General features: G+C 37.8%; 13 protein-coding genes. 12 read left to right on the top strand and 1 reads right to left on the bottom strand.

Annotated features, from left to right (window positions below; genetic code table 11):
• Nucleotides 1-28: 28 nt before the first annotated feature.
• Together NST46_RS02995 and NST46_RS02990 are read left to right on the top strand one after the other, a co-directional pair.
• The gene (locus NST46_RS02995) at nucleotides 29-1,186 is read left to right on the top strand and encodes a CaiB/BaiF CoA transferase family protein (RefSeq protein ID WP_341136749.1); all 1,158 of its coding nucleotides are present in this window, start codon (nucleotides 29-31) and stop codon (nucleotides 1,184-1,186) included.
• Nucleotides 1,187-1,510: 324 nt separating this feature from the next.
• Complete coding sequence (locus tag NST46_RS02990) at nucleotides 1,511-2,815, top strand: CitMHS family transporter (protein ID WP_341136748.1); 1,305 nt, start codon at nucleotides 1,511-1,513, stop codon at nucleotides 2,813-2,815.
• Between the two features lie 293 nt (nucleotides 2,816-3,108).
• Here the strand turns inward: NST46_RS02990 and NST46_RS02985 are convergent, their stop codons facing one another.
• Nucleotides 3,109-3,999, bottom strand: a complete 891-nt coding sequence (locus NST46_RS02985) for a LysR family transcriptional regulator (protein ID WP_340002365.1) — start codon at nucleotides 3,997-3,999, stop codon at nucleotides 3,109-3,111.
• 384 nt (nucleotides 4,000-4,383) lie between these two features.
• On the opposite strand from NST46_RS02985, the gene hpaB reads away from it, so the two are divergent.
• The 10 genes from hpaB to NST46_RS02935 all read left to right on the top strand — a co-directional run bounded on the left by hpaB (nucleotide 4,384) and on the right by NST46_RS02935 (nucleotide 13,944).
• On the top strand, nucleotides 4,384-5,889 hold the full coding sequence (hpaB, locus tag NST46_RS02980) for a 4-hydroxyphenylacetate 3-monooxygenase, oxygenase component (protein ID WP_303449835.1): 1,506 nt from the start codon (nucleotides 4,384-4,386) through the stop codon (nucleotides 5,887-5,889).
• A 97-nt stretch (nucleotides 5,890-5,986) separates the two neighbouring features.
• Nucleotides 5,987-6,814: an FAD synthetase family protein gene (locus tag NST46_RS02975; protein ID WP_303449833.1), complete on the top strand. Its 828-nt coding sequence runs from the start codon at nucleotides 5,987-5,989 to the stop codon at nucleotides 6,812-6,814.
• Nucleotides 6,815-6,833: 19 nt separating this feature from the next.
• A complete protein-coding gene (locus tag NST46_RS02970; protein WP_303449830.1) occupies nucleotides 6,834-7,307 on the top strand; it encodes a flavin reductase family protein in 474 nt (157 codons plus the stop codon).
• Nucleotides 7,308-7,514: 207 nt separating this feature from the next.
• Nucleotides 7,515-8,192, top strand: coding sequence for a GntR family transcriptional regulator (locus tag NST46_RS02965; protein ID WP_303449828.1), 678 nt, complete (start codon nucleotides 7,515-7,517; stop codon nucleotides 8,190-8,192).
• 177 nt (nucleotides 8,193-8,369) lie between these two features.
• A complete protein-coding gene (gene hpaE, locus NST46_RS02960; RefSeq protein ID WP_419776332.1) occupies nucleotides 8,370-9,881 on the top strand; it encodes a 5-carboxymethyl-2-hydroxymuconate semialdehyde dehydrogenase in 1,512 nt (503 codons plus the stop codon).
• A gap of 29 nt (nucleotides 9,882-9,910) precedes the next feature.
• Nucleotides 9,911-10,894, top strand: a complete 984-nt coding sequence (gene hpaD, locus NST46_RS02955) for a 3,4-dihydroxyphenylacetate 2,3-dioxygenase (RefSeq protein WP_303449824.1) — start codon at nucleotides 9,911-9,913, stop codon at nucleotides 10,892-10,894.
• Nucleotides 10,895-10,936: 42 nt separating this feature from the next.
• A complete protein-coding gene (hpaI, locus tag NST46_RS02950; RefSeq protein WP_095308106.1) occupies nucleotides 10,937-11,863 on the top strand; it encodes a 2,4-dihydroxyhept-2-ene-1,7-dioic acid aldolase in 927 nt (308 codons plus the stop codon).
• Between the two features lie 111 nt (nucleotides 11,864-11,974).
• A complete protein-coding gene (locus NST46_RS02945) occupies nucleotides 11,975-12,766 on the top strand; it encodes a fumarylacetoacetate hydrolase family protein (RefSeq protein ID WP_303449820.1) in 792 nt (263 codons plus the stop codon).
• A complete protein-coding gene (locus tag NST46_RS02940; RefSeq protein ID WP_095308110.1) occupies nucleotides 12,763-13,524 on the top strand; it encodes a fumarylacetoacetate hydrolase family protein in 762 nt (253 codons plus the stop codon). The genes NST46_RS02945 and NST46_RS02940 overlap by 4 nt, the downstream gene beginning before the upstream one ends.
• 36 nt (nucleotides 13,525-13,560) lie before the next feature.
• The gene (locus NST46_RS02935) at nucleotides 13,561-13,944 is read left to right on the top strand and encodes a 5-carboxymethyl-2-hydroxymuconate Delta-isomerase (RefSeq protein WP_303449817.1); all 384 of its coding nucleotides are present in this window, start codon (nucleotides 13,561-13,563) and stop codon (nucleotides 13,942-13,944) included.
• Nucleotides 13,945-13,951: the final 7 nt, after the last annotated feature.

Genomic DNA, 13,951 nt, shown 5'->3' with positions numbered 1-13,951 from the left:
TTTATCGAGTTAAGAGAGGATGGGGATAATGAAAAAACCACTAGAAGGAATTAAAGTATTAGAATTAGGAAACTTTGTAGCTGCTCCTTTTGTTGGAAAGATCTTTGGTGAATTTGGTGCTGAAGTAATAAAAGTAGAGGATCCAGGAAAAGGTGACTCTTTAAGAAACTGGCGAGTCATGCACCATGATACATCTGTATGGTGGTATGTGCATGCAAGAAATAAAAAATCCATTACGATTAACCTTCGAGAAGAAGCAGGACAGGAAATGATAAGGGAATTAGCAAAAGAGGTGGATGTGGTAATTGAAAATTTCCGCCCTGGTACACTTGAAAGGTGGGGAATCGGTTATGAAGATTTAAAACAAGTAAATCCAAGCATTATTATGACTCGAATATCCGGTTATGGTCAAACCGGTCCATATCGGGATAAAGTAGGATTTGGCAGTGTTGCAGAGTCAATGGGCGGCCTGCGTTATCTAACAGGTTTTCCTGATCGTCCACCAGTTCGTGTCGGTTTAGCTATTGGGGATTCTATCGCTGCTTTATACGCAGCACTCGGTACACTGATGGCACTTAGAGTCCGAGATAATGTACCATCAAGAAAAGGTCAATACGTTGATGTTGCACTTACTGAATCTGTTTTTTCTCTATTAGAGGGTGTGCTTCCTGAATATGACCTAAAAGGGATCATTCGAGAGAGAACTGGAGCTACGCTGGAAGGAATAGCACCATCGAATACGTATCTTTGTGGAGATGGGAAATATATCGTGATTGCAGCAAACAGTGACGGTATATTTAAACGTTTTGCGAATGCAATGGAACGTCCTGAACTTGCGGAAGATCCCGTGTACGCGAGTAATCAAGGCAGGGCAGAAAATGTTGATTATCTTGATAAGATTATAGAAGACTGGACAAAGCAGCATACTCAAAAAGAGGTACAGCAAATTCTTGATGAAGCCCGTGTACCAGTAGGACCAATTTATAGTATAGAAGACATCGTAAATGATGAACAATACCAGGCGCGAGACATGCTCCAAACAGTTGAATTGCCGGATGGGAAAAGTGTCAGAGTCCCGGGGGTTGTGCCAAAATTATCCGAAACACCTGGCGATATTGGAACTATTGGACCTGAATTAGGTGAAAATAACTCAGAATATCTACCGGAAATAAAAAGTAAGCAATAAACTTAAAAATTGCTATAAACAAATTATATGGATATTATTTTAGCTTAAGTGACAATGGGAGTGGTGGATATCGTTAGGCAAACCACCACTTCATTCAATTGACTTTTTTAAGAGGGTAAATTATAAGTCTATTACATTCAATCTAACTATATTTTTTGGAATAATCCCAAATATCTATATATGAATTCGTTAATCTATTGATAATGGATGATTGATCACATGCTACTTGGATAATAACTTATTAATGAAAAACAAAATAGTAATGAAGACTCCACAAAATTGTAAACGATTTCAATGTTTTTTTATAAAGGGGGAAGGGCAATTATGTTAGCTATTTTAGGTTTTCTGATGGTAATCACATTTTTGTATCTTATTATGTCAAAACGTGTGACACCTTTTACTGGCCTGATTATCGTACCGGTAATCTACGGGATTATTGGAGGCTTTGGTTTTCAACTGGGTCCGATGATGATGGATGGTGTTTTAAATACAGCACCAACAGCACTCCTGATCCTGTTTGCAATTCTATATTTCGGTATCATGATTGACACGGGATTGTTTGAGCCACTAACAAACAAAATTATAAAGATAGCAAAAGGTGATCCATTAAAAGTTATTGTAGGGACAGCTATATTAGCAGGTATAGTAGGCTTAGATGGTGATGGTTCCACTACGATTATTATAGTTGTGAGCGCCTTTCTTCCAATTTATATAAAACTGGGGATAAAACCTATTATTTTAGCATCTATAACGGTATTGCAAATTGGTATTACAACACTAGTTCCTTGGGGTGGCCCTGTCGGTCGGGTTGCAAGTGTTTTGAACTTAGATCCTACAAGTCTATTTAGGACAATGGTACCTGGGATGATTGTTAGCCTGATATATATTGTTTTGGTTGCATATATTATTGGCCGGAAGGAAAGGGCTCGACTCGGAATACACAAACCTTATTTGAACATGAACGATCAAACCGAAAGTATGATGTCTGCTGCTGTAGAAAATGTGGTAATAAAGCGTCCCAAACTAAGATGGCTAAATTTTATTCTAACGATTGTTATCATGGCAGCATTGCTTTTGGAATGGCTGCCACCAGTAGTGTTATTTATTCTTGGGACTGCTATCGCATTATTAATAAACTATCCATCGATTATTGATCAACGCGAAAGAGTTCAAAAACATGCTCCCAATGCATTATCTGTTACGAGTATCATGCTTGCTGCCGGGGTTTTTGCCGGTATATTGAAAGAAACACAAATGTCCGCAGCTATGGCGCAGAGTTTAATCACTATAATCCCAGACGGAATTGGATCCTTTCTTCCAATTGTAATTGCTGTTCTTAGTATTCCCGGACTCTTTTTAATAGGCCCCGATGCTTTTTATTTTGGCATTATTCCTGTAATAGCGGAGACTGCTTCCATATATGGGGTTAGTGAAATGGAGATTGCTATTGCATCGTTATACGGAACCTCTTTTGGTTTCATTGGTCCGCTGGTTGGAGCAATGTACTTGTTAACAGAGATGACAAAGGTTAATTTAGGAGATGTCCAAAAATATGCTGCTAAGTGGGCAATAGGTGTTTTTCTGATATATATTATTGTAGGAATATCTTTAGGCCATGTTTTATTTTAAGTTTATGCCAAAAATTGGTGTGAAATAGGATGCTCTGTTTCCTGAAAATTCTTAAATACTATTAAACAAATCTGTTTATTACAGTATTATTGAAAAAAGAAGAATGATAGTTTTTTCCTTTTTTATAAAGTATTTGAGTTTTGTAGCATTAAAACAAGCGTTAAAATCTACATTCCGGATTGAAGTCATTTGTTGTTCTTCGAGGTTTGATTATGGCCAAAGAGCCTCGACTGGGACATTTATTTATGGTCAATTTCTTTATATTACTTCAAATCTGAAGGAATTGGCCTTTTTTAATTTTCGATAGATTCCTCAAAGTATTCGATAAAGCGTTGCTTGCTTTTGGAAAGATAACGATCCTTTAGCCAAATGATTGCGGACTTGGAAATAATCGTCTCGTCTTCAATGGCAAACCCTTTTATTCCAGCATTAAAATGTTTCTTGAGTATGGATGCTGGTAAAATCGAAGCTCCGACTTCCACATTGACCAATTCGAGAATCATGTCCACATCTGGACAAACTGTCACGATATTGGGAGTAAGTCCTCGTTTTTCAAATTTATCCATAATCAGCTCATATTGACCAACACCACTAATTCTTCTTAATAATAGTAAAGGTAAATTGGCAAGTTCGTTCATGGTAATGGTTTCGGATTCATAGGATTTTGCCCATTGCTCAGGCATAATAGCTACATAGTTTTCTTCTGGCAGAAAGAGGCTTGAATAAGGTTCCATATCTAAAGGGAGCCGAACGATTGCCAAATCAATGTTTCGATTATTAAGCTGTTCTGCAAGAAGATAAGAGTCCCCTTCTCTTAATTCAAAGGTGACGTTTGGATATTTTTCACGAAAAGATTTTATTCTTTGCGGTACATGAGAAAAAAGTGTCTTTACACAGCCAACAGTCAATTGTCCCTTTAGACCTTCCCCTGTTTCCTTTACCTCTGTAAGCGCTTCATCAAAAAACTTAAAAAAATAATCTGCTTTCTTGTATAAAACTTCACCAGCTTCAGTAAGTTCCATTTTCTTGCCATTTCTTTCAAACAGCGGGACACCTATTTCACTTTCTAATGCTTTTAAACTTTGACTAAGAGGAGGCTGTGCCATATGAAGTATTTTAGCTGCCCGTGTAATTTGTCCCTCTGTTGCAATTGTATAGAAATAACGCAGTTGTCTCATATCCATCTTTCTCCACCTCGATATCTCTTATGATAGTAAACCAAGTATGTATAAAGAAATAATAGTATCAAATAACGAAAAAGTCAAAAAGTTAATTCATCTAATCCCAGATTCATCTTATAGCAAATTATATATAATAGTATATCTAAAATGTATGATAATCATATATTTTAGATATTTTTCATATATTTGATTCCATGTTACTATACAAACAAGGTTGAATTATTGAAATATTTTAAAAGCATATGCAAGGTTTGATCTCTGACCACAACGATATGTAATCATTTTATTTTTTTAACACATTATGAAAACGAATACATTTTGACGGTCTAGAAAACAACTTTGAAAAAATGGAAGAAAATCAGATCGAAATTAAAGGAGGATAAAGTAATGCCAGCTAAAACAGGACAGCAGTACATTGACAATTTAAAGAAAGCAAATAACAACGTATATATCCATGGGGAGCGAGTAGAAGATGTGACAACACATCCAGCGTTTAAGGGTGCAGTCCAATCCATGGCAAAATTGTATGATTTACAATATGAGAAACCTGAAAAAATGCTTTATACATCTCCAACAACCGGTGATAAAGTAGGGAAGACCTTTATGGCACCAGAAACAATCGAAGACTTAATCGAACGTCGAGAAGCGATTATGGAGTGGCAGGGCATTACAAAAGGTTTAATGGGACGCTCTCCAGACTATTTAAATTCAGAAGTTATGACAATGGAAAAAGCATATGACTATTACGGCAAAGGAAATCCGCAATTTGCTGAGAACGCTAGAAAATATGCAGAATACGCTAGGGAAAATGACATCAGTCTTACACATACATTGATCCACCCGCAAGTAAACCGTGCAAAAATTCAAGCGGAACAAAAAGATGCTAATGTTGCTTTACACGTAGTGGAGAAGAATGATGATGGAGTTATTGTTGACGGTATTCGGTTACTTGCAACACAAGCTGGTATCACAGATGAAATTTTCGTTTTCCCATCGACGGTAGTAAGAACAGGAGCAAAAGATGATCCTTATTCACTTGCTTTTGCAATACCAAATAATACGCCGGGATTGAAATACCTAAGCCGAGAATCATTTGATTATGGGAAAAATGGGTATGATCATCCAGTAGCCTCCCAGTTCGAAGAAGGGGATGCGATTGTTTCCTTTGATAACGTACTTGTTCCTTGGGATCGTATTTTCATTCTGGAAGATTCCGAGATTTGTAATGGCGCATTTGCTGAAACAAATGCTGTTGTGCACATGTCCCATCAGGTTATTGCAAAAGATGTTGCAAAAGTGGAATTTCTGCTTGGTGTCGTGCTTAAGCTGATGGATTCAATCGGTATTGACGGATTCCAGCATGTAAAAGACAAAGGGACAGAAATCATGCTTACGCTGGAAAATATGAAGTCTCATCTGTACAGAGCTGAACACAATGCAAAAATTGATAGATGGGGCATGATGACACCAGACTTTGAAGCATTGAATGCTGCAAGAAACTGGTTCCCACGCGTATATCCGCGTCTAGCAGAAATCTTAAGAATACTGGGTGCATCTGGATTAATGGGGATTCCGACGTATGATGATTTTGCTAGCGCGGAACTTGGACCAATCTTAAACAGAGCCATGCAAGGTAAAAACGTGGAAGGTTTTGAACGTGTTCAATTATTCCGTCTCGCATGGGACATGACGATGAGTTCATTTGGAAGCCGTCAGACACATTATGAGTACTACTTCTTTGGAGATCCAGTAAAAATGGGTATGGCTTACTTTGACAATTATAATAAAGAACCATACAAAGCAATGGTCGATGAGTTTTTAGAAAGCCAAAACATTAAGAAACCATCCATATTAACAAAATCAGGAACACAAACAGAAAGTGTTTTAAAATAAAAGTATTTTAAACAAAAAATGTCATAGAAGTAATGAATGGAATTGAATAATATGAATGTAGGCTAGAAAACAATGCAGCAGGAAGGAGAATTCTGTAATGGAAGTGATTAACTTGACTCACTTGGATGACCAAATATCTCAGAAACCTCATATTATGGCAATCGGATTTTTCGATGGGGTGCATTTAGGTCATCAAGAATTATTAAACCGTGCCAAGGAACTTGCGAGAAAGCAAAATGTCTTATTTACTGCGATGACATTTAGCCCACATCCAGATGAAGTTTTAAAAGGGAATAAGAATCGTAAGTACTTGATGACATTACCTGAAAAAATTAAAAAAATGGAAGCCATGGGAGTTGATAAGTTATTTGTTATGGAATTTGATCGCACTTTCGCTTCATTCCTTCCGGCTGACTTCATCCAGAGATATATATTGAATTCAAACACGAAACACGTCGTTGTCGGTTTTGATTTCACGTTTGGTTTTAAGGCGCAGGGAAATACACAACTACTCCAGAAAGAATCGAAAAAAAGTGGGTTTGGTTTATCGGTTATCCCTAAAAAAACCTACTTGCAGGAAAAAATAAGCTCTACGCTTATAAGAAGATTGGTCATGGAAGGGAATGTGAATGTGGTGCCTTATTATGTAGGCTCGAATTATGAGGTGAGCGTTAACATTCTTCCGTATAAAATCAATGGAAATATAGTTGTGCAGCCAAGTGATAAATCTATTTTTCCGAGACCTGGAACTTATGTAGTGAAAGTGAAACAAGGAACAACAACCTTACATGGGGAGTTTTATCAATTTTCTGATTCAAGAGCAGATAATGTATTGAAATTGAATGAACCGGCTTACGAGTTAGGTGATGTTTGTTCAATTGAATTTATTAGTAGGGTCAACGTATCAGAGAGTCTTTCGGTATAATTTTAAAGGAGGAGTTTTAATGAATAGCAGAGAATTTCGGAATGCAATGGGGAGATTCGCTACAGGTGTAACGGTAATCACAACAAATGATGGCACTGATGCTCATGGAATGACAGCGAATGCATTTATGTCTATTTCACTAGAACCAAAATTGATAACGATTTCAATTGATAATCATGCAAATATGCTCAAAAAAATAAAGGCTTCAGGGCAATATGCAGTAAACTTTCTTTCGGATCAACAGCAGGACATCTCCATGAATTTTGCTGGACAAAAGAAAAAAGAAGACGGCGTTGATTTTGGCTTCATTCAAGGTGTGCCAGTTATTAAAGAATCTTTAGCTTCGGTTGTTTGTGATGTCGAACAAGAAATTGTAGTTGGTGACCATACACTGTTTATCGGTAGCGTAAAAGATGTAAAAGTAACAGATGGTAATCCATTAACTTTCTATTGCGGTAAATACGGTGATTACAGACAAAAAGAATACGCTTAATGTGCGTGTTCAAAAAGGAGGATAAAAAGGACCGAGAAGTTCGAGGCGGTGAAGCTTTGAGTACCGGAACGTATGCAATTAATACGTGAGGAACAGAAAAGCAAGCCAACGAAGAAATTCGATGTGTCATTTTTACCGGACTTTTTGAACAACCTCTTAAAGAGAACCTTTGACCAAATTCGCCAATTCATATAATATGAAGACACTATGAATAATACTAAACGAGTAAGCAAAAAACAAAAAGCATACGACTATATGAAATCAAGAATTATGGAAGGTTTTTATGCACCCGGGCAACGGATTGTTATTAATCAACTGGTCAAGGAATTAGCAACAAGTGCAATTCCAATTCGAGAGGCTGTACGTTCGTTAGAAGCAGAAGGTTTAATTGAATACCAGCAAAATATTGGTCCAGTTGTAACACCTATTGATGAAAGTAAATATACGGATACGCTTTCCACGTTGGCTGTCATGGAGGGATATGCTACAGCATTGAGCAAAGCAGCACTTACTGGGGATCAAATTACAATCTTGAAGGACTTAAATCAGCAAATGAAGGAGGCGTTAACAGAGTTTGAGTTTGGAAAATTTGGAGAGCTAAATCGAAAGTTTCACGATTTAACGTACGATAGCTGTCCGAATCAGTATTTGATTGAGTCTATCCGAAAGACATGGATGCAGCTGGATTCCATCCGTTTGACGGGGTCAACATTTAATCCGAAAAGAGCTAAAGAGTCTATTGATGAACATGAGCATATTATTCAGCTGCTAAGCGAGGATGCAGATTTTCAAGTAATCGAATTAGCAGTTAGATCGCATAAGTTAAATACAGTTCAATCGTTTCATGAAAGAAAAAGACAGCCAAATGGCACTACGTTTATATAGGGTGCCATCCTTGATATTTTTTGTATAACAGTATTATGAGAAGAAATGAAAGCGCTAAATTTGTGAGGGACGGTAAATTTATTTTAAGAAATAAAGAATAACACTTCAAATCATATATTATTTCGTATATAATCGTAATAGAAAGAAAATTCAATTGAAGGAGTGGATCATGTGTCTGTGAAACATGAAGAATTAGTAAGCAAACACGAAGAACTAGCCAACAAACTAGATGATATTAAGCTATATATAAACGGGGAATTCGTTGATGCTGAAGATGAAGGAACGTTTGACAATATCAGTCCTTTTACGAATGAGAAGATTAATAGTATTGCATCAGGTCAAGCAGCAGATATTGACAAAGCTGTTCAAAGTGCAAAGAAAGCATTTAAAGGTGAGTGGGGAAATTTAAAACAAGCTGAACGTTTGGAGTATGTATATAAAATAGGTGATCTAATTGAACAGCATACAGATGAAATCGCTTTATTAGAATCATTAGACACTGGTCTTCCGATTGCACAAACAAGAAAACAAGTATCACGTTCTGCAAATAACTTCCGTTTTTATGCAGATACAGTGAAATCTCAAATGTATGGAGAAGTGTACCAAGTAGACGATGAGTTCATTAACTACACAGTATATTCTGCAGTTGGTGTTGCGGGATTGATCACGCCGTGGAATGCTCCATTTATGCTAGAAACATGGAAAATAGCACCTGCATTAGCAACAGGTAATACAGTCATTTTGAAACCTGCTGAATGGTCTCCATTGACAGCTAACCGGATGGCAGAAATTATCGATCAAGCTGGACTCCCTGACGGTGTTTTCAATATTGTACATGGCTTTGGTGAAACGGCTGGAGATGCATTAGTTAAACACCCTGATGTACAGCTTATTTCCTTCACTGGGGAAACAACTACAGGTTCTACGATTATGAAAAATGGCGCAGATGCGTTGAAGCGTTTCTCCATGGAGCTTGGTGGCAAATCACCAATTATCGTATTTGAAGATGCTGACCTTGATAGAGCACTTGATGCAGCCACTTGGGGGATATTCTCATTTAATGGGGAGCGTTGTACGGCAAACTCAAGACTGTATCTACATGAAAGTATTGCAGATGAATTTATCGAAAAATTAAAAACACGAGTCTGGAATATCAAAGTTGGTGACCCGTTGGAAGACGATACACAAGTTGGACCACTTATTAAAACAGAGCATTACAACAACGTAAAAAACTATCTTAAGATTGCTGAGGAAGAGGGTTGTGAAATAATTAGTGGTGAGATTCCTACAGAATTAAGCCGAGGCAATTACGTAGCGCCAACTATTTTGTTGAATGCTTCCAATGAAATGCGTGTTGTTCAAGAAGAGATCTTTGGACCTGTAATTGCAGTAATGACATTCAAAGAAGAAGCAGAAGTAATTGAAAAAGCAAATGATGTAAGATATGGACTTGCTGGCTATGTATGGACAAACGATATCAAACGCGGTCACCGTGTAGCACATGCCATTGAGTCAGGCATGTTATGGGTAAACTCCCAAAATGTGCGTGATCTAAGAACGCCATTCGGTGGTTCAAAAGACAGTGGAATCGGACGTGAAGGCGGACACTATGCATTTGAATTCTATACGGAACAAAAAATTATCCATGTAGCTATTGGTGATCATCATATACCGCAATTTGGAAAATAAGATCAAAACAGAGAGAGGGGAATCTAAATATGAACTTTGATATTAAACGTACAGGGCGTGCGGTGCTTCATGTTACAGACCTGGATAAATCGAGAGAGTTTTATGATGCACTTGGCTTAATTGAAACAGAATCAGATGATGAGAATATTTTCTATCGAGCAATTGAAGACCATAATCACCATTGCCTTTGGCTAAAAAAGAAAGCCGAAGCGGCTGTTGAGGTAGTTAGCTATCGCGTTAATGCGGAAGATGATCTGGAAAAGCTGGAATTATTCTTTCAAAGCCAAGGTACAGAAGTAAAATGGATGGAAAAAGGTTCACAAAAAGGAATTGGTCGTACCATTCGGATTCAGGATATTTCAGGAATTCCTGTAGAATTTTATTTTGAAATGGATAAAGTGGAGCGTATGCTGCAGCGTTTTGACATTCACGTAGGTGCAAAAGTACAGCGAATCGATCACTTCAACTGTGCAGTTCCTGATGTACAAAAAGCTTATGACTATTATATAAAAGAACTTGGCTTTGCTTGCTCTGAATATACGACATCAAAAGGTGAAGATAATATTTGGGCAGCATGGTTACACCGTAAACCAGGTGTACATGACACTGCGTTTATGAATAGTGTAGGACCACGCCTTCATCATATTGGTTTCTGGTTAAAAGACCCGATGAGTTTGATTGATGGCTGTGATTACTTAGCTGCCAAAGGATTTTCTGCATCCATTGAACGAGGACCGGGACGTCATGGATTGTCTAACGCATTCTTCTTGTATTTAAGAGATCCAGACGGACACCGTATCGAATTGTATAATGGCGATTATTACACTGGTGATTCTGACTTTGATCCAGTCGAATGGGACTTAGATGATCCGCAGCGTCAAACTTTCTGGGGACATGAAGCGCCAGATAGCTGGTTTGAAGAGGCATCAACATTCCTCAACGTTTATACAGGTAAAAGAGTTGAAACAAAACAGCCAACATTAGAAAAAAGAAAGCCCACAACAGTAATATAAATTAACTATATATTTAGCAAACTAACAGGAGGTTTTTATAAAATGAGCAATCGATACGAGGCTATTAAAAAGAGATTAAGAGGATCCATTGCACCAGTAATTACGCCATTTAAAGCAAATGGAGATATCGATTTCGAAAAACAGTCTGAATTAATCGAATTCCAGATTGAAAATGGAACACATGCCATATCTGTAACCGGTACTTCTGGAGAACCGAGCTCTCTTACTACTGAAGAACGGGTTCAAGTAATGGAAAATGCAATCAAAACAATAAATGGACGAATTCCATTTGCCCCAGGAACTGGGTCCACTAACCATGATGAAACAATGTACTTAACAAAGAAAGCTGAAGAAATGGGTGCAGATGCTGCAATGGTAATTGTTCCTTATTATAACAAACCAAACCAGGAAGCATTGTACGATCATTTCAAAACAGTAGCTGATTCTGTAGAGATTCCGATTATTATTTACAATATACCAGGACGTACTGCACAAAACATGGAAGTAGGAACGATGGCACGTTTGGTAAAAGATTGTCCTAATATTGTGGGAGCGAAAGAATCGAATAAAGATTTTGAACATGTGAATCGAGTATTGCTTAATTGTGGCAGAGACTTCCTATTGTATTCAGGAATTGAACTGTTATGCTACCCAATGCTAGCAATTGGTGGGGCAGGGTCCATCAGTGCCACAGCAAACGTGGAGCCTAAGAAGATAGCAGAAATGCATAATGCCTGGGAAGAAGGAGATATCAAACGGGCACAGGATCTTCACTTTGAATTAATGAACCTGAATGATGTGCTGTTTAAAGATACAAACCCTGCACCAGTTAAAGCAGCACTTGGCATGATGGGCATGATTGAACCAGTTTTGCGTAAACCAATGGGCTTGCCTTCAGAGGCACTGCAAGAAGAAATTCGCGAAACACTTGTTGAATATGGAAAATTAGAAAAAACAGCTTCGGTTTAAATAGATAGCTTTATAGGAAGAAATTGAATCAAGACCAGTAAGCTACTGGTCTCTTTTTCTTCATAGGCAACATCGTTATGGACCCAATATTGTTAAAGGAGTGCTGTTATTATGAGTAAGGTGAAATTTAAACATCAAGGGATTCAGCAGATAAAAGAAGGAATCTATCAAGCGGATCAGAATCGAATAGAATTCGATGGAAAACAGTGTCCGCTAAATGACTTATCACTAGATGTACCTGTGTCCGGAACAGTTTATGGAACTCTATTAAATTATAAAGGTGAGTATGCCAAGTTAGAGTCTTCGATGAACGACGATCCATATAAAGCCCCACCGAAAGCTCCTATACTATACATTAAACCTATCAATACACATATCGGATATGATGCGGCAATTCCTTTACCAGAAGGGTTTGATGAAGTTTCGATTGGAGCTGCTTTAGGTGTCGTAATTGGTAAGCCAGCTAAAAAAATTAAGAAAGAAAATGCTTTGGATTATGTAGCTGGTTATACAATCGTAAATGATGTAAGCATTCCACATGAAAGTTTTTATCGTCCTGCCTATAAAGAAAAAGCAAGAGATGGATTCTGCCCAATAGGACCATGGGTACTTGACCGTGACGCTATCGGAAATCCGAATGAACTCGGAATCCGCGTTTTGATCAATGGTGAATTGAAACAGGAAAATACAACGTCAAATTTAATCCGTTCAGTTGAACGATTATTGGAAGAGGTAACAGACTTCATGACACTTTATGAAGGGGATATATTATTAGTAGGTGTGCCTGAAAATGCCCCGCTAGCAAAAGAAAACGACAGCGTTAAAATTGAAATTGACGGTATAGGAACATTAACAAATAAGGTTGTAAAAGAGAAAGTAGTTGTAGGAGGCGGTATTGTATGAGACACGCACGTGTAGCGTATAATGGTTTAATTCAGAATGCAATGGATACAGAAGAAGGTATTCAATTAGAAGATGGTCGGATTGTCGAGGAATCAGAAGTTACGTGGCTCCCACCAGTAGAACCTAAAACCGTATTTACGCTTGGTTTAAACTTTGCTGATCATGCTGCTGAACTTTCGTTTAAAGAAGCACCAAAAGAGCCATTAGTATTTTTAAAAGGACCAAACACGTTCATCGGCCACCGTGGTGAAACGGTTCGTCCGGGAGATGTAACATTTATGCACTATGAGTGTGAATTAGCGGTAGTCATCGGCAAAACGGCTAAAAATGTCAAAAAAGAAGAGGCATATGATTATGTTCGTGGATATACGGTAGCGAATGACTATGCGCTTCGAGATTATTTAGAAAACTATTATCGACCTAACCTTCGTGTGAAAAACCGTGATACATGTACACCGATCGGACCGTGGTTGGTCGATAAAGAAGATATTGATGACCCAATGAATTTGCAGTTAACTACTTATGTAAATGGTGAAATTACGCAGCAGGGCAGTACCGCAGATATGATCTTCTCTGTTCCTCATTTGATTGAATACTTAAGCGGGTTTATGACATTAAATCCAGGAGATATTATTCTGACTGGAACGCCAAAAGGATCTGTGGATACGAAGGTTGGCGATGAAGTGATAACAGAAGTAGAAGGAATAGGCAGACTTGTCAATACAATCGTTGGGGAAGAAACCTTTCAAACGAACTAATTGAAGATAACTTCATTAAGGTAAGGGGGACTAACGATGCCACATCTGATTATTGAATACACCGCCAATCTAAAAGAAGAAACAGATATACCGGGGCTTTTAAAGAAGGTTAATGATTCCCTGCTCTCCTATTCTGCCATCATTCCAATCGGCGGTCTCCGTACAAGGGCAATCGAATTAAATGACTATCGCATAGCGGATGGAACAGAAGACGATGCATTTGTACATGCCACCCTAAAGCTTGGCGGCGGCCGGACAGAAGAAGATAAAAAGGTACTTTGTGATGATCTATTTGCTACAATAAAAGAACACTTTGCGGATTTGTATGATAAACGTTATTTAGCATTATCATTGGAATTACATGAATTTACAAATCCTACTTATAAGCAGAATAACATTCATGCTCGGTATAAAAAGTAATATAAGG

The organism is Oceanobacillus sp. FSL W7-1309, assembly GCF_038002145.1.
Classification (GTDB): domain Bacteria; phylum Bacillota; class Bacilli; order Bacillales; family Amphibacillaceae; genus Oceanobacillus; species Oceanobacillus profundus.
This window is presented reverse-complemented; position numbering and strand designations above follow the sequence as displayed.